Source organism: Stenotrophomonas sp. STEN023, from assembly GCF_056760135.1.
On the sequence record NZ_JBRREF010000105.1, the window covers coordinates 1 to 16,122 of the forward strand.

General features: G+C 64.2%; 13 protein-coding genes. 7 read left to right on the forward strand and 6 right to left on the reverse strand.

Annotated elements, in window-relative coordinates; genetic code table 11:
* The first annotated feature begins 94 nt into the window (after positions 1-94).
* Entirely contained in the window at positions 95-1,441 is a 1,347-nt protein-coding gene (locus tag ACVOLV_RS20005; RefSeq protein WP_481555885.1) for a hypothetical protein, read from the forward strand.
* A 169-nt stretch (positions 1,442-1,610) separates the two neighbouring features.
* Here ACVOLV_RS20005 and ACVOLV_RS20010 read toward each other — a convergent pair whose 3' ends face one another.
* The gene (locus ACVOLV_RS20010; RefSeq protein WP_481555886.1) at positions 1,611-4,472 is read right to left on the reverse strand and encodes a VIT domain-containing protein; all 2,862 of its coding nucleotides are present in this window, start codon (positions 4,470-4,472) and stop codon (positions 1,611-1,613) included.
* Positions 4,473-4,690: 218 nt separating this feature from the next.
* Entirely contained in the window at positions 4,691-5,611 is a 921-nt protein-coding gene (locus ACVOLV_RS20015) for a LytTR family DNA-binding domain-containing protein (protein WP_481555887.1), read from the reverse strand.
* 155 nt (positions 5,612-5,766) lie between these two features.
* Between ACVOLV_RS20015 and ACVOLV_RS20020 the strand changes: the two genes are divergently transcribed.
* Positions 5,767-6,960 (forward strand): acyltransferase family protein, encoded by a 1,194-nt coding sequence (locus ACVOLV_RS20020; protein WP_481555888.1) that lies wholly within the window; start codon positions 5,767-5,769, stop codon positions 6,958-6,960.
* A 282-nt stretch (positions 6,961-7,242) separates the two neighbouring features.
* Here ACVOLV_RS20020 and ACVOLV_RS20025 read toward each other — a convergent pair whose 3' ends face one another.
* A complete protein-coding gene (locus ACVOLV_RS20025; protein WP_481555889.1) occupies positions 7,243-7,824 on the reverse strand; it encodes a TetR/AcrR family transcriptional regulator in 582 nt (193 codons plus the stop codon).
* Between the two features lie 108 nt (positions 7,825-7,932).
* On the opposite strand from ACVOLV_RS20025, the gene ACVOLV_RS20030 reads away from it, so the two are divergent.
* Entirely contained in the window at positions 7,933-8,871 is a 939-nt protein-coding gene (locus tag ACVOLV_RS20030; protein ID WP_481555890.1) for an ABC transporter six-transmembrane domain-containing protein, read from the forward strand.
* A gap of 165 nt (positions 8,872-9,036) precedes the next feature.
* On the opposite strand, the gene ACVOLV_RS20035 is transcribed toward ACVOLV_RS20030, so the two are convergent.
* Together ACVOLV_RS20035 and ACVOLV_RS20040 are read right to left on the reverse strand one after the other, a co-directional pair.
* A complete protein-coding gene (locus tag ACVOLV_RS20035; RefSeq protein WP_481555891.1) occupies positions 9,037-10,164 on the reverse strand; it encodes a fatty acid desaturase family protein in 1,128 nt (375 codons plus the stop codon).
* A 3-nt stretch (positions 10,165-10,167) separates the two neighbouring features.
* Positions 10,168-11,220: a ferredoxin reductase gene (locus ACVOLV_RS20040; protein WP_481555892.1), complete on the reverse strand. Its 1,053-nt coding sequence runs from the start codon at positions 11,218-11,220 to the stop codon at positions 10,168-10,170.
* 93 nt (positions 11,221-11,313) lie between these two features.
* On the opposite strand from ACVOLV_RS20040, the gene fabR reads away from it, so the two are divergent.
* The gene (gene fabR / locus ACVOLV_RS20045) at positions 11,314-11,976 is read left to right on the forward strand and encodes an HTH-type transcriptional repressor FabR (protein WP_303746589.1); all 663 of its coding nucleotides are present in this window, start codon (positions 11,314-11,316) and stop codon (positions 11,974-11,976) included.
* 290 nt (positions 11,977-12,266) lie between these two features.
* Here the strand turns inward: fabR and ACVOLV_RS20050 are convergent, their stop codons facing one another.
* Positions 12,267-13,337, reverse strand: a complete 1,071-nt coding sequence (locus ACVOLV_RS20050) for a DUF1615 domain-containing protein (RefSeq protein WP_481555896.1) — start codon at positions 13,335-13,337, stop codon at positions 12,267-12,269.
* Positions 13,338-13,467: 130 nt separating this feature from the next.
* Here ACVOLV_RS20050 and ACVOLV_RS20055 point away from each other — a divergent pair, with 130 nt between their 5' ends.
* From ACVOLV_RS20055 to ACVOLV_RS20065, 3 genes are all read left to right on the forward strand, one after another.
* On the forward strand, positions 13,468-14,661 hold the full coding sequence (locus ACVOLV_RS20055) for a GGDEF domain-containing protein (protein WP_481555893.1): 1,194 nt from the start codon (positions 13,468-13,470) through the stop codon (positions 14,659-14,661).
* Positions 14,662-14,792: 131 nt separating this feature from the next.
* A complete protein-coding gene (locus ACVOLV_RS20060; protein ID WP_481555894.1) occupies positions 14,793-15,569 on the forward strand; it encodes a HipA family kinase in 777 nt (258 codons plus the stop codon).
* Positions 15,547-15,939 (forward strand): DUF3037 domain-containing protein, encoded by a 393-nt coding sequence (locus ACVOLV_RS20065; RefSeq protein WP_481555895.1) that lies wholly within the window; start codon positions 15,547-15,549, stop codon positions 15,937-15,939. Before ACVOLV_RS20060 ends, ACVOLV_RS20065 begins: the two co-directional genes overlap by 23 nt.
* Positions 15,940-16,122: the final 183 nt, after the last annotated feature.

A 16,122-nucleotide genomic window follows, 5' to 3' on the forward strand; every position in this document is an offset into this window, starting at 1 on the left:
CCCCCCCGGGGGTGTGGGGCCACCCGCCCCGCGGCCGCCCCCCCCCGGCCGGGTGGCGGCTTTTTACCCCTGCTTCCCACATCAAGGAGTTCAAGTGAAGCGACTTGCAGCCGGACTGCTGTCCCTTGCCATTGCCGCCGCCGTGCACGCCCCCGTGTATGCCGCCGGCCCTGCCCGCGCGCTCGCCGTTGACGGCGATGTTTCCGGCGAAATCACCTCTTCCAGCCAGATCAACTACAGCGATGGCACCCGCAGCCAGCTGTTCTCGCTGCAGATGGGTGCCGGCCAGGCGGTATCGCTGAAGCTCAATGGCGCGCTCAAAGGCACGCTGGCCGTGTTCAACCGCGACGTGCTGGTATCCCGTACCGACGGCGGTGGCGAAGGCAATGCCACGCTGAGCATGCGCGCCGACAAGGCCGGCCAGTATCTGGTCGCCGTCAGCGGCGCCGATGCACGCGCCTTCGGTCCCTTCCAGTTGTCGGCCGAACCCATCGTTGCCTATGACGGCAAGCCGCTGACCGCTGGCCGCCGGGTCACCGATTGGCTGACCAATGGTGACAAGACCTTCGTCCTGCAGGTCGACAAGCCGGGCCTGTACACCATCAACCTGGAGTCCAGCGAGTTCGATGCCCGTCTGGAACTGAGCGGCAACGGCCTGAATCTGGAAGACGATGACGGCGGCAGCAACCTCAACTCGCGCCTGGTGGCTCCGCTGCAGCCGGGCCGTTACACGCTGACCGCGGGCGGTCTGGGCGAGGCCTCTGGTGCGTTCTACCTGGGCGTCGAGCAGTCGGATTTCCCGGAAGGCCTGGTCTTCAACGACGGCACCACGCTGCCGCTGGAAGGCACGGTCAGCGGCTTCATCGGTGCTGATGACACCCGCAGCTTCGTGCTGAAGCTGCCGGAGCGTCGTCGCGTGCAGCTCGATGCCAGTGGCAAGGAACTGGACACCATGCTCACCGTGCAGGGCGGCGATATCACCCTGAGCGACGATGATGGCGGCGGTGGAGTCAATTCGCGCATCAGCCAGGTGCTGGACGCCGGTGAGTACAACGTCTCGGTGCGTTCGGTGAACAGCCGTGGCGGCGTGTTCCAGCTGGCCACCGCCACTGCAACCGCACCTGATGGCCCGACCCGCCCCGAGCTCAAGCTGGGCCAGGCAGTCACCGGCCAGCTGCGTGCTGGCAACCGCGACCTGTACACCCTGGAGATCCCGCGCAAGGGCAAGTACGTGATCAGCATGACTGCAGGCTCCTCCAGCCTGGACGGCATGATCACCCTGATGCGCAATGGCGAGGAAGTCGCCCAGCAGGACGACAGCGACTCCAGCCTGGATCCGAACCTGGAGATCGAGCTGGAAGCCGGCCGCTACATCGTGCTCGCGCACAGCTTCGACTCCAATGCCACTGGCAGCTATCGCCTGCTGGCACGCCGCAAGTAAGCAAGCGGCAGCGAAAGGCCGATGCCAGATCCCTGGCATCGGCCTTTTCTTTTTTGTGGGAGCGGGGTAAGCCGCGAAGCCGTTATTGCCTGCCCCTTGTCCCGATGCATTGTTTGCTTCGCGGCTCACGCCGCTCCCGCAAACAGATGGCAGATAGCCAGCAAGCTGCTCAGCGCACTTCGAACTCACCGACCAGAACGGTATCGGTAGCGTCCTGCAATCGCATGGTCACTGCTCTGTCCCGCTGCTGCGTAGTGCCCCAGTGCGTACTCAATCGCAGCATCAAGGTGGTCGCGCCGGTGACCAACTGCTGGCGGCTGCCAAAGTAGTTGGCCTCCACTTTGTATATGCCCGGTTTCGCATCACGCAGCGAGAACTGCTCCGGGCCATAACCTCCGGTGAAATCCTGCGACATCTGTCCGCCCTGATAGGTCAAGCGGTTGCCGTAGTACGCACGTTCGCCATTGGGATCGGTCACCCACAGATCCATATCGCTGTTGTCCGCATCCCAGGCCAATACAACGCGCAGATCCAGCGGCATCGCCTTGCGCAAGCGTGGATCAACCTGTTTTGCATCCAGCGCCGAGCCACCGCGTGCGATCAGATTGGTCAATTCATCCAACGCGATCAGTGCAACACCATCGAAGCGCCCATCCCATTGCCGCTGCACAACCTGATACAACGGATCAACCGCCTGCTGCGACCGCCCAGCCGCCTCCAGTGCCAAGCCCAGATCGCGGAAACTCTGCGGCTCGTCCTCGGCCATTGCCAGCACCTGCTCAAACACCGGCACCGCCAAACCCGGCTCGCCGGCCTGCATCAACCGATAACCCAACACCCGCAGCAGATGCCGGTTATCCAGCTCCATCTCGGCCAGGTTGGACAGCACCCGCAATGCCAATTCACGCTGCCCGGCAGCGAACAACATATCCGCCGCATCCAGGAAGAACGCGCTGCTGCTGGCATTGGCTTCGCGCTCGTCCAGGTACCTCGCGTACAGCTCTCTTGCAGGTGCCTTGCGCAGGCGTTGCGCGATCGGTGAATCCGGCTCCCATGCGCCCAGCTTGATCTGCACCTCGCCGGAGTTGGTCGGTTCGTCTGCTGCCGCAGCCGCGACAGCGCTGTCTGCGACCCTGAAACTGTCCGCGGCCACAGCAGACTCCGCCACCATTGCGGCAGCCGGCGCAGGCGGCGATGGCGCCATCGCCATCATTGGTGCCGGTGCGCCGTTCGAACGCTGCCTTGCCAGCTCTGCGGCCTGCGCCACCTTCAGCGGCGAGTCCTTCGGCCAGCGCTTGTCCCACCACACCTGACGCTGGCGCCATTGCTCAGCCACCTCATCAAGATGGGTCTTGCGCGCGGCCTCACGGTCGGCAACCTGACGGGCAAAACGACGCTCGTATTCGGCCCGCAGCGCTGCCGGCGGCCGGATCGCGTAGCGCAGGTAGTCGTCAATCGTATCCAGCACAAGCAAGGAACTACCCTCGCTGACCATGCCGAACTGCTGCGATAGCAATTGCATCGCCTCGCGGTTGCCGCGCGGGTCAGCCGCCAGCTGCTGCAAGCGCGCCTGCGCCCACAACCCGGCCATCAAGCCGCCGTCGGCATTGCCGGGCGCGACGCTCAGCGCTTGCCACTGACCACCATTGATCCGCAAGCGCAGCTCGGCCGGCGCTGTATCGGCACGTGCGTAGAGCCACAACCAGCCCTGCTCCACACTGCGGCGATCAATCACCACCTCGTGCAGCCCGGCTGCCGGCGCAGTTTCCACGAGCGTCGGCGTCGCCAGCAAGCGGGTTGCCGCAGCAGCCACGTCATCGGACTCCAGCTGCACCAGACTGCCGCCGTTGGCCTCGCTCCAACCACGCAAGCGCGCGGTATCGGCACCCGCCGCTGCACTGCTGATCGCAAACAAACGCTGATCGGCCGTCAGTGCAGGTAATGTCGACGCGCCCCAATTGGACAGGCCATCACTGAGCAGAAGGTACTCGCCAAGCTCCGCCTTGGGCGTCCACGCCGTCAAGGCGCTGGCGCCATCGTTGGGGGTCTGCTCCAACACGCGACGCAACGCGCTCCAGTCACCGTTGCGGATACTGAAACGGCGCTCCACTTCTGGCTTGTCGCGCAGCACCGTCAGTACAACACTGCCCTCGCCCATCGCCGCGAAATAGCGATCCAGCAACGCGAACTCGCGCGCCCGGTTGCGATTCCCCGCCGAGCCTGACGCATCCCATAGCAGGCCAACCTTTGACGGCAAGCGGCGTGCGACCGGCGCAGCCACCGGCAGCTGTGCCAGCAGATAGTGTTGCCCATCGTAGCGCGCAGCCTGCAACGCAGACTGCGGCTTGGCTGGCAGCTGCCATTGCAGCTGGGCCGGCAACTGCCGTCCGCTGCCCTGCCAATCCAGCGCACCGGCCATCAACCGGAACGGTGCCTGGCCGAGCTTGTCCGCGCCGTTCGCACGCAGGCGCAGGCTGACCTCGCCTGCCGCCGCCGCGAACTGCAAGGGCAAGCGCCACTGCCAACCCTCTCTGGACAACGGTATCGCTTCGCGGATGGTCAACTGCACCCGCCGGCTACCACCAGCAGGCAAGGGATACACGCGAAGACGGAACTGGTTGCCAGCAGTCTGCTCCAGCAACGCCGGGTCCTGGCCCTGCCGGGTGATCGCTTCGAACACCTGCCGACCGCGCTCCTTCGGCACCGGAACCGCATCGCGCAACTGCCCGTCGATATCCAGGGCAAACCCGCTGATCTGCTGGCCATCGGCCAAGGGAAACTGCAGCTCACCCTCCATCACCCGCCGATTGGGATTGTGGAACTCCAGCTCGATCCGTGTCTGCGCGATACCGGCCTGCACCTCACTGTCGATGCGTGCCCGTCGCAGCTCGATTGGCTGCTCGGCCTTGGAGATGGCAATCAGTACCGGCGGCTGGATCAGCCCCCTGGCCTGTTGCGCGGCAACTGGCGTCACTGCCAAGCCCAATACCAGCAAAACCATCCAACAACGCCGCCAGATAACCATGCTCATCGCAGCACTCCGTCCAAGGGTTGGAAGATCAAACGCACCAACAGCCACAACGGGGTTGGCAGCTGGATCATTCCGCTGCTGGTCGGCGCGTCCGGCGCCGGACAGCCCTACGCAAGCCCCCTGTTCCGGGGCATTGTGGCGTATTTCAGCAGCGCAGGAGACGAGCCACAGCCGGCTCCGGCATTGCAGCTCCAGTAATTTTTGCAGAGCCCAACCAGCTAGCAAGCGGACCCCATTGCCAGGCTGTTCGGTTGATTGTGATTGCTCAACTTCGACTTCAGCGCCGGCAGGTAGCGCCGGCTGCAAGCGACCGCTTTGCCATCGGCCATATGCAGCAGTGCCTCGCCGCCTTCGAGCGGTTCGATCGACACCAGTTGTGCCAGGTTGATCAACCAACTGCGATGGACGCGGACGAAACGTGCCGCGTCCAGTTTCTGCTCCAGCGCAGCCATGGTGATCCGCAGCGGGTAGTCGTGGCCGCGAAGATGCAGATTGACGTAGTTGCCGGCGGCCTGCGCCCATTCGATATCGGCCGTTGCGATCAGGAAGTCGCGGCCGAGCTTGCGCACCAGCAGCCGCTCGGGATGCTCGATCGACTCCACCGGCGGCCCGGCGTCGGGCTCGGCCAGCAGCTGTGCCTCGCCCTGCAGGCGCCGGCGCAGGAAGCGGTAGCCATCGATGCAGAACAGGATGGCGGCGTAGGTGCGCACGTCCTTGAGGTATTCGTAGAGCAGCTCATCCAGCCAGGAGCCGACGTGGTAGCGCTCGCCCACCATCGCGTAGGCGAGCATCCTCAGCCCGAACATCGTCAGCACATGCAGCAACGAGATCGGCACGCTGGCCAGCAGGTACCACGGCAGGCGCCGGCGCCAGTTGTCCATGTGCAACGGCCAGCGCCGGCTGAACCAGACGATCGCCGGCACCAGCAACAGCAACCAGACCAGCCCGCTGGAGAACTCCCATACCCAGGGCTCCCACCATTGCATCGATGGGGCGCCGGAACGGTTCGCGTCCATCCAGGTAGTCACCGCATTGCCGCTGCAGTTGATCAGCACCAGCAGCAACCAGAACAGCAGCTCCAGGCTTCGGCGCCAAGGAGTAGAACGGTCCAACAGCGTGGGCAATACGATCTGGCTCATCCGCGCATTCTAGACGGCGCTGCCAACGCCACAGTCCATGCCCATCCCCTGATCGCCGCCATTCGTCCCTCGACGCCCGCAGGCCGGCCCTTCGCTGCCCAAGAACCGAGCTGCACGGGTTGATATGTACACCTTCTCCATAGGCAGGACACGCAATGCACAGGCGCCACGATCTGGATTGGCTGCGGGTAATCGCCTTCGGCCTGCTGGTCATCTACCACGTCGGCATGTACTACGTGAGCTGGGACTGGCACGTCAAAAGCCCGGCCGCGAGCATCGCGCCGGAGCCGTTCATGCTGCTGACCTCGCCATGGCGGATGTCGCTGTTGTTCCTGATCTCCGGCGTCGCCACCGCTTTCATGTTCGAGCGCCTGCCAGCCGGGCTGCTGCGACGCCGCTCCTGGCAACTCTTGCTGCCGCTACTGTTCGGGATGGCGGTGATCGTGCCGCCGCAGGCCTACTACCAGGTGGTCGAACAACTACCCGGCGGCTACAGCGACTCCTATTGGGCGTTCTACGGCAAATACCTCGGCGGCTACCAAGGCTTCTGCGACAGCGACGGCTGCCTGCGGGTGCCGACCTGGAACCACCTCTGGTTCCTGCCCTATCTGTGGAGCTACACCGTGCTGGCCTGGCTGTTGTGGCGATTGCTGCCTGCGCGCGCGCTGCAGCGCCTGCGGCAATGGGCTGGCACTGCCCTGGGCGGATGGGGAGCATTGCTGGTGCCGGTACTGCTACTGGCAACAGCGCGCCTGCTGCTGGTCAACCGCTTCGAGCAGACCCACGCACTGACCGATGACTGGTACAACCATGCCCAGTACGCGAGCGTGTTCCTGATCGGTTTCCTCGCCGCTTTCAGCAGCCGCTTCTGGGAGTCACTGCAGCGGCTGCGCTGGCTCTCGCTGGCCCTGGCCGGCGCCTGTTATGCAGCCCTGATCCATACCTGGTACTTCTCCGGCTATAACGACGCGCAACCGCCGCCACTGGAGCTGCGCCTTGCGCTGCGGGTCGCCTGGGCGGTGGATCAATGGTGCGCCATCGCCGCCTTGCTGGGCTTTGCCTACCGCTGGCGCGAAGCCGACAGCCCGCTATTGCGCTATCTCACGCTTGCCGTGTTTCCGCTGTACATCCTGCATCAGACGGTGATCGTGGTGCTGGCGCACAACCTCAAGCCGCTGCAGCTGCAACCTGGCATCGAGGCCGTGCTGCTGACCGTGACGACCTTCGCCCTGTGCCTGGGCGCCTACGAGCTCATCAAGCGCTGCGGGCCGTTGCGGCCACTGTTTGGGCTGCGCAGGAAGGATTCTGCCCGGCTTCTTCCAGCAGTAGCGACGCCTGCGACGGATTGAGTCGAACGGCATCGTCCAGGCTGGCTTGGAGCAAGCCGGTCTTGGCCTCGTTGTTCGGGTCAAGGCCGCTGCTCGAACCGATACGCCGCAACCAGCTTCAACCTGCTGCTTGCGCAGCCGCAATGCCCTTGCCGAGCATGGCTCGGCACTACATCCGGCATCGCCATTGCCGAGCATGGCTCGGCACTACAGAGAGCATCGCACGGCGGCAGGTGCTCCAGCGCCGACTGGCTGATGACCCTTGAAGGGCCTTGCCGATTGGGGTTGATTCGAACGCCAGGACTAGCTGCGTGGCGCCGCAGTACCAAGCAGCAACCGGGCAACTTCGCTCAGTTCGCTTTCCATGGCCAGGCGCGCTTCGTCGGACCGCAGCAGCGTCAGGTCGTTGGCGTATCCCATTGCAAGCGCAAACAGCTGCCGCGCTACCCGGCTTGGAGAATCACAACGGTATGCGCCGGCTGCCACGCCGCGCTGCACTATGCCAGCCAACAGGTCCTGCCACTGCTGGTTGACCGCCAGATAGGTGCGCGACAACTCGGCATCGTGCAGGGCTTCATCCCATGCATCGAGCCACAGCACCCAGGAATCGTCCCCGGTTGCCGGCAGGCAGTCGCTGAGAAAGAACGCGAGCGCCTCGTCGGGCTCCCGCCGCTCCACCTCCGCCGTTACCTGATCAAGTTGTTCGGTCGCAAAGCGGGCGAAGGCCTCGCGGCGGAGCTCATTCCAGTCAGCGAAGTAGTGATAGATGTGGCTGCGGGAAATGCCCGCATGGCTTGATAGCTCGCGTGTGGAGACGTTGGCGAAGCCATTGGTCCGGAACAGATACAAGGCCGCTTCAATGATCTGATCTCGACGGGAAGACATGGATAAACCGCACCTGCTGGGCAGAACTGAATGCCAAGCATATCGGCTCGAACAGTTTGAGCGGTCGCTCAAGTACAATTGAGCGACCGCTCAATTCACCGAACCGACATGAAACGCCTCCCTTCCGCGAAGACACCGACCGTAGTCGCTCCCCAGATCGGGCAGCAGACAGCTGCCAGCACCCTGATGGCCTTGGCAAAGGCCTACCCCGGACAGATCAGCCTCACTCTCTCGCTGGTAGCGGCAGAGAACGCGCTCCTGCTCGCCTACCCACTGTTCGCCGGATTCGCCGTGGACTCCATCATCAAAGGCGATGTCTACAAGGCCATCTGGTATGCCGGGGTGGTGCTGTCGTTCTGGCTGATCGGCGCAGCCCGCAGGGCGATGGACACCCGTGTTTTCACCCGAATCTACGCAGACCTGGCGGTCGGCGTTGTGCTGGCGCAGCGGCAGCAGATGCAGGCGACCTCGACGATGGCTGCTCGGGTCGTGCTGGCCCGGGAGTTTGTCGACTTCTTCGAGAAACACGTCCCGATCATCACCACTGCACTGGTTTCGATGCTGGGCGCAGCGATCATGCTGGTGGTGATCGAGCCATTGGTGGGCGTTGCGGCGGTGTCGGTGCTGCTACTTGGCATAAGCGCGCTGCCGCGGTTCGCCCGCCGCAACGAGCAACTGCATGGACGCCTGAACGACCGGCTGGAGCGTGAAATCCGGATGGTTGAAAGCGTCAATGCCGGCACACTTCTGCGCCACTACACGGTTCTTTCGCGGCTGCGCATCTGGCTGTCTGACCGGGAAGCCGGCGCCTTTCTGGTGGTCGGAACTGCGGCTGCGGCCTTGTTCGCGCTGACAATGGTGCAATTGGCCACCAATCCAGACATCACACCCGGGCACGTCTATGCGGTGATGACCTATCTGTGGACCTTTGTTACCAGCCTCGATGACGGACCAACAATGGTTGATCAACTCGCCCGCCTGAAGGATATCGGCAAGCGCGTCAGTCCCGGCCTGGAAGAAGCTGCACCAAGGCAGGAGCTTCCCTGAGCTCACACGAGGCAAGCACTTTCAGCAACACGCTTGTGACCGATCAGCAGTCCGGTACCGGGTCGATGCGTGAAAAATATTGGTTCACTGCTGCTGAAACGACAGCGCGACGCTCCCGGTCCGGGCGACGTCGCGCTTTTCAGACCATCCGCAGACGCAACGGCCTCAGCTCACCTCTGCCTGTGCCGCGCCAACCAGCGGCCGTTCCGGCGCCGGCTTGCTGGGGAAGGCATGGCGCAGGATGCGCCACATCACCTGGCCAAACTGGCGCGGCAGCGAACCAGTGTTGTAGTGCTGGCCGTAGCGCGCGCAGATATCCTTGACATCAACCGCCATCGCCGCATAACGGTTGGCAGGGATATCCGGGTAGAAATGGTGTTCGATCTGATGACTGAGATTGCCGGTCATCACGTTCATCAACTTGCCGCCGGTCAGATTGGACGAGCCACGCAGCTGGCGCAGATACCAATGGCCACGACCTTCGTTGCGCACACATTCCTTGGGGAAGGTCTCGGCGTCGGCAGTGAAGTGACCACAGAAGATCACCACATAGGTCCAGACGTTGCGGACGATGTTGGCCGCCACATTGCCCAGCAATACCGGCAGGAAGAACGGGCCGGCCAAGGCCGGGAACAACACGTAGTCCTTGAGGATCTGCAGCATCGCCTTGCGGCCAACCGGGCGCGCCTGCTTCCACAGCTGCTTGAGCGTCATCTTGCCGACAAGCACGCGGCCGATACGCAGATCCTGTATGGCGATGCCCCACTCAAACAACAGCGCGAACACCACCGCCACGAACGGCTGGGCCAGGAAGAACGGGTGCCAGCGCTGCTCGGGGAAGATCCGCAGCAGGCCGTAGCCGATGTCATCGTCCAGCCCCCGCACATTGGTGTAGGTGTGATGACGGAAGTTATGCGTCTTGCGCCAGTTTTCCGAAGTCCCGGCGATATCCCACTCGTAGGTCTTGCCCTGCAGCTGCGGGTCGCCCATCCAGTCGTACTGGCCGTGGATGACATTGTGCGCCAGCTCCATGTTTTCCAGGATCTTGGAGAGTGCCAGCAGCAGCACACCGGCTATCCAGGCCGGCACCAGCACGCTGTGTACGAAGGCACCGAGGAACAACAGTGCGCGCCCCGCCACGCCAGTCCAACGCACCGCGGCGACGATCCGGCGGATGTAGCGGGCGTCGCTGGCACCCAGCAAGGCCTGATGCTTGGCTTTTACGGCGTCGAGTTCATCACCGAAGGTCTGCAGCTCGGCAGGCGACAGCACGCGGTTGTGCACGGAAGACATGACTTACAGCTCCAAGGTCAAATCGGTACTGGCGCTGCTGACGCACAGTTTGAGCGGAACGGACGGTTCGCTGGTGTAATCGCCGGTCAAGGTGTGGCGGGTGATACCGGAGGTCTTGCCGCATACGCAGGTATTGCAGATGCCCATCCGGCAGCCGCTGGCTGGCTGGATGCCTGCGGCTTCCAGCGCTGGCAACAAGGCAACCCCGCGCGGCACGGTCAGCGTGCGGCCGCTCTTGAGCAGCTGTACCTGCACACTGCCCTCCTCCAACTCGGCCAGCTGCGGGACGCTGAACGCCTCGCTGTCGAAATGCGCCACCTTGGCCTGCAGGCGCGCACGCGCGGCCTCGACAAAGCCTCCGGGGCCGCAAGCCAGCACATAGGCGGATTCCAGCTCGCCAAGGCTGGCGAGATCGAAGCTGTCCACGCGTGGCGCGGCCTCCCCGGTCACCGCCAGATGCAGGCGGAACGACGGGTGCCGCGCGGCGATGGCATTGAATTCGTCAACGAAGCACAGCTGCTCGCGCTGACGCGCCCAGTAGATGAGATCGACCGGACCCGGCATGCCCTGCGCGTCGAGCAGTCGCAGCAAGGCCCGCATCGGCGTGATGCCGCTGCCCGCGGCCAGCATCACCAGCTTGGGGGCTGGCGTTGCCGGCAGCAGCATCTGGCCAAACGCCTGGCCCAGCGCGAACACCTCGCCCACTTCGGCCTGCTGTACCAGGTGCTGGCTGAGCTTGCCGCCGGCAATGCGCTTGACCGTGATCGCCAGACGGCCGCTCTGCAGCAAGGTCGGGCTGTAGCTGCGGGTGGTCAGTCGCCCGTCCAGCTCCGCGCCCAGATTGATGTGCTGGCCGGCCTGCAACCCCAGGAAGTGGCGATTGGGCTGCAGCTCAAGCGTCACCGCGTCGGCGCTGGCCGGGTAGCGCGCCACAAGACGGGCCAATGGCCGACGCAGCGTCCACAGCGGATGCACCCGGGTAGACCAGAAATCGAAGAAGCCTTCGCTCAGCCAGGGGATCGGCGGCGGCGCGGTATTGCGGTAGACAGCACTCATGGGGCCAACTATACGGCCGAGCATACAAGCGTGTATACACTTGTATATTGTCAGTACAGGCTATGATTCACGGACCTGACCGGCCCGAGCCCCATGACCGCACGCGAACAGCCCCTGCCCGCACACGACGACCTGCACCCGGCGCGCAAGGCTTCCATCTCGCGTGACGACCTGCTGGCAGCCGCCCTGTCCCTTATCGGCCCGCACCGCAGCGTGTCCACGCTGAGTCTGCGCGAGGTTGCGCGCGAGGCAGGGATCGCACCGAATTCGTTCTATCGGCAGTTCCGCGACATGGATGAATTGACAGTTGCGCTGATAGATCTGGCGGGCCGTTCGCTGCGCACCATCATCGGCCAGGCGCGGCTGCGCGCGGCCGACAGCAACCGCGGCGTGATCCGGCTGTCGGTGGAAACCTTCATGGAGCAGCTGCGCGCCGACGACCGGCTGATGCATGTCCTGCTGCGCGAAGGCACCGCCGGCTCCGATGCGTTCAAACAGGCCGTGGACCGCGAGCTGGGTTATTTCGAGGAAGAGTTGAAGGCCGATCTGGTACGCCTGGCCGCGCTTGATGGCGCGACCCTGTTCGAGCCGGCGCTTGCGGCCAAAGCCATTACCCGCCTGGTGTTCGCCATGGGCGGCAGCGCAATCGACCTGCCGGAAGAGCGCGACCCTGAATTGATCGAAGAAATGTCGCAGATGATCCGCATGATCATCACCGGCGCCCGCGCGCTGGCACGGCATCCAGTCAGAGCCTGATCCAGGCCAGACGATTTTGCACGGTTGTGGGGGGGGGGGGGGGCGCGCCGCGGGGGGGACGGGACCGGACACGATTTAAAACAATCAAGCAAATTGGGGCGGAGGGGGGGGGGGGGCGGGGCCCCCCCCCCCCCAAACGCTCCCCCGCCGGTATTCTGCTTCGGGGGGGCGCCCCCGCCCACCCCCCCGAAGCTCGCATCAGTGAGATTGCAGGAATAACTGTGATCGGACGGATCATCCGCTTCGCGGCTTACGCCGCTCCCACAACCATCTACCTATAACGCTCCTGCCTACCTTTGCAGGCATTCGCGGTAACGGCCATCTACCCGGTTCGCGAACCATTCGGTGGTCAGTTCACGGGTGATCTTGGGGCTATCCAGGCGGATGCCGGGAACAACCGCGCGCGGCAACGACGTTCCGGCGCGTGCATCCGCCAGCACAAAGACCTGCCGGTGAAGATCGCCATCACTGAATTCCAACCGGTCTGACTGCGAAAGCGCACGGCGTATCTGGCGCTCATCCATGCCCAGTTGCGGCGCCAGACTGCGCACCGCGCGTTCGGTCTGCCCGGGTTTATCGAGTGGCGCATCCGGCACCAGCAGGTCACCGTCCAGTGCCAACGGCACACCGGTCAAGCTGCTGACCGCGCTTTGGAATGCAGCATTCCGGCTGGCATAGCGCCCTGCGTTGTAATCGGCAAAACGATGCACTTTCCGGGTGTAGGGCGTCTGGTAGTCGAGCAGATGCGCGATCCCGAAGTACACACCACCGCGCCGGGTGAACACTTCATCGCGGATGCTATGCGCTACCGGGTACGGGTAGTCCTGCGCATTGGACTGTGCAAACGGAATGCTTACCTGCATCGCGCCGCCAGTCTGCACGGGATTCTGGCCAGCGAACAAACGCTGCCCCATCGGTACGCGGCCAATGATCTCCTCGTACAACTCACTCAAATCCCGCTCGCTGCGCACACCAGCCAACTGCTCACCGTAGCTGCGACCATCACTGCCCTTCACTTTCAGACCTGCATCCACCAACAACTTCGGTATATGCACGGCGGCGGCACGCCGATCTATTTCGCCGCGCGCGATACGCGGCAGATTCGGCACCTCGGGATTGGCACGATAGCCTGACTCCTGCTCGATCACCGCCAGCGTTGCGCAGATGTTCTCGACCGTCGGTTCGATGTGCTGCGCGCTGAAGGCGACGCGGATATCACCTGCCCAACCAACGCGGTCGCCGACGGTCGCCGGAATGCGCCGGATGATCTCATCCTGCACCACTGGCGCCGATGGTCCCGGCGGAGACGATGGCAGCGTGCTGCAGGAGGCCAGCGCCAAAACCGCAAGCAGGCTCAGCAGCGCCTGCGTTGTCGCTCCGACACACCGCCGGGGGAGAACCAGGCACGTGCTGTGCCAACCATCGCATGTCGCCTGCCTACCCATATACTTTGCACCCTCGCCTGTCCAAATCGCCAAACGTGGCTTGACCTTGAGCGCCACCGCTGAACAGTACTTCCCGCTTGTGGTCCCCGCCACCTCCCTGCTGCTGGGGTTTGCGCTGCTGGCCGGCTGGCGTTCATTGCGCGAACACCGCTACCTGTTGTGGCTGGCCGCTGGCTACATCTGCACCGCCTTTCCTCTGGCCGCGCAGATCCTGATGGACAACACCCAGCTGGCGACCTGGTCGCCGCTCACCGGTGCCTTGTACTGTGCGGGCAGCTGGGCCACCGCGCAGGGCTTCGCGGTCAGATCCGGCGGCAAGGTGCCGGCGCGGACTGCGTTGGCAATCAGCGTAGGCACCTTGTTCGCGCTGTTCTGCTTCTCCGTGCTCAGTGACGTGCTGGGCGCGCGCATCGTTTTCCTCAACCTCGGCATGGGGCTGCTGCTTGCCTTGGCGCTGCCGGTGCTGTTCGGCCGCGAGCAAGCGGCTACGCTGTTCGATCGCCTACTGCGCCGAACCTACCTGTTGCTGGTGGTGTACTCGATTCTGCGCCCCCTGCTGGCCTGGTTGCTGGCCGGCTGGTTCACCAGCAGCGGCTTGCCACGCTCAGGGCTTTGGCTGTGGATGCTGGCCTTCAACCTGCTGCTCAATCTGTGGCTGCTTTTTCTGCTGCTGGGCGGGCTGGCCCAGCAATTGATGGGGGAACTGCGCCACGAACGCAACCACGATCCCCTCACCCTGCTGCTCAACCGCCGCGCTTTCTTCGAGATCGCCAACCAGCGCCTGCACCACGGTCCAGCCAACCACTGGGCACTGCTTGCCTGCGACGTTGACCATTTCAAACAGGTCAACGACACCTGGGGCCATGCAGCCGGTGACAACGTACTGCGCCAGGTTGGCGTACTGCTGCAGCAGATGACGCGCCCGGGCGATCTGGTCGCACGCTTCGGCGGCGAGGAATTCGTGCTGCTGTTGCGTTGCGCTGATCTGCCGACCGCCATCCGGATTGCTGAACGTATCCGCGTCGGCCTCAGCCAGATGCGCTGTTCACCGGCGAAGCAGACAATAACCGCCAGCTTCGGCGTCACCTTGGTCACAGCAGGGGATGATCTGGAGAGCGCGCTGGAGCGTGCAGACCTTGCCGTGTACCGGGCCAAGCACGAAGGCCGCGACCGGGTGATTGCCAGTCCGTCCCATGACGCCATTGGCAGCCCTCATGCGAACCAGCCAGGCACCTTTTGATCCCAAGCTGCAACTCGCCTGGCAGTGCCATGCCTCTCGCTGCTTGGACGCACGAACGCCTGCCGTCAGCCATGGCACCGGGAAGGCCAGCTTTACGCTAGGCTTGCCCTTCTTCCAGACAGCGCATTCCCGTGAAAACCGTTCACGCCACCCGCTACATCACACCGCTGCGCGAAGGCGGCTCACTGCCAGCGGTGATCGAGGCCGATGACGATGGCATGTACGTCATCAAATTCCGTGGTGCCGGCCAAGGCCCCAAGGCATTGATTGCCGAACTGGTGGTTGGCCGGCTTGCACAGGTACTCGGCCTGCCGATGCCGGACATCGCCTTGGTCGAGCTCGACAAGGAATTCGCCCGCACCGAGCCCGACCCGGAAATCCAGGACCTGATCCGCGCCAGCGAAGGCACCAATCTTGGCAGCGATTACCTGCCCGGCGCGATCAATTACGACCCGGCCGCGATGCAACCCGATGCCGAGCTGGCCTCGCGCATCGTCTGGTTTGATGCCTATACCAGCAACGTCGATCGCACCGCGCGCAATCCCAACCTGATGGTCTGGCACCGCAAGCTCTATCTCATCGATCACGGCGCCGCGCTGTACTTCCACCACGACTGGGAGAACGCCGGTGAAGCCTGCGGCAAGCCTTTCGTGTTGATCAAGGACCACGTGTTGCTGCCCTTCGCCAGCCGAATTGCTGACGCCGATGCGGCGCTGGCCCCCTTGCTGACCGACGCGGTGATCGACGGCATCGTCGCGCAGATTCCGGACAGCTGGCTGCAGACCGAGCCAAGCTTCGCCGACGCCAGCGCATACCGCTTGGCGTACGCCAGCTATTTGAAGCGCCGCCTGCAATTGCGCGAAGCCTTCGTACAGGAGGCCATCCGTGCCCATGCTGCATACCTATGATTACGCCGTCATCCGCGTAGTACCGCGGGTGGAACGCGAGGAATTCATCAACGTTGGCGTAATCGTCTCCTGCCCCAGCGCAGGCCATTTGCAAGCTGCTATCGAGATCGATGTCGGGCGCCTGCAGGCGTTTGCGCCGCAACTGGATCTGGGCGGCGTACAGCCGTGGCTGGACGCCATCGTTGCGATCTGTCGCGGCGAGCCCGGTGCTGGACCGATCGCGCAACTGCCGCCACGCGCCCGCTTCCACTTCCTTACCGCCAAGCGCAGTTCGGTGGTGCAGACTTCGGTCACCCATGTCGGGCGTACTGCCAATCCAGCGGGCATCGTCGAGCATTTGCTGGAACGCATGGTGCGCACGCCGCGCTGAGTTGTCATCTGGAACATCCAGCCAATCGACACCTGTAGAGCCGAGCCAAGCTCGGCTGGTGCTCTACCGGTAGTGGGGGGGGGGGGGGGGGGGGGGGGGGGGGGGGGGGGGGGGGGCGCGGGGGGGCGGGGGGGGGAGGGGGGGGGGCCGGCGGCCGGGGGCGGGGTGGGGGTCGGGGGGGGG

What these genes read in the sequence shown, in the direction of transcription:
- ACVOLV_RS20015 (WP_481555887.1), bottom strand. Translation starts at nt 5,611, where the DNA reads ATGAGCCAGATCGTATTGCCCACGCTGTTGGACCGTTCTACTCCTTGG.
- ACVOLV_RS20025 (WP_481555889.1), bottom strand. Translation starts at nt 7,824, where the DNA reads ATGTCTTCCCGTCGAGATCAGATCATTGAAGCGGCCTTGTATCTGTTC.
- ACVOLV_RS20010 (WP_481555886.1), bottom strand. Translation starts at nt 4,472, where the DNA reads ATGAGCATGGTTATCTGGCGGCGTTGTTGGATGGTTTTGCTGGTATTG.
- ACVOLV_RS20030 (WP_481555890.1), top strand. Translation starts at nt 7,933, where the DNA reads ATGAAACGCCTCCCTTCCGCGAAGACACCGACCGTAGTCGCTCCCCAG.
- ACVOLV_RS20020 (WP_481555888.1), top strand. Translation starts at nt 5,767, where the DNA reads ATGCACAGGCGCCACGATCTGGATTGGCTGCGGGTAATCGCCTTCGGC.
- fabR (WP_303746589.1), top strand. Translation starts at nt 11,314, where the DNA reads ATGACCGCACGCGAACAGCCCCTGCCCGCACACGACGACCTGCACCCG.
- ACVOLV_RS20040 (WP_481555892.1), bottom strand. Translation starts at nt 11,220, where the DNA reads ATGAGTGCTGTCTACCGCAATACCGCGCCGCCGCCGATCCCCTGGCTG.
- ACVOLV_RS20035 (WP_481555891.1), bottom strand. Translation starts at nt 10,164, where the DNA reads ATGTCTTCCGTGCACAACCGCGTGCTGTCGCCTGCCGAGCTGCAGACC.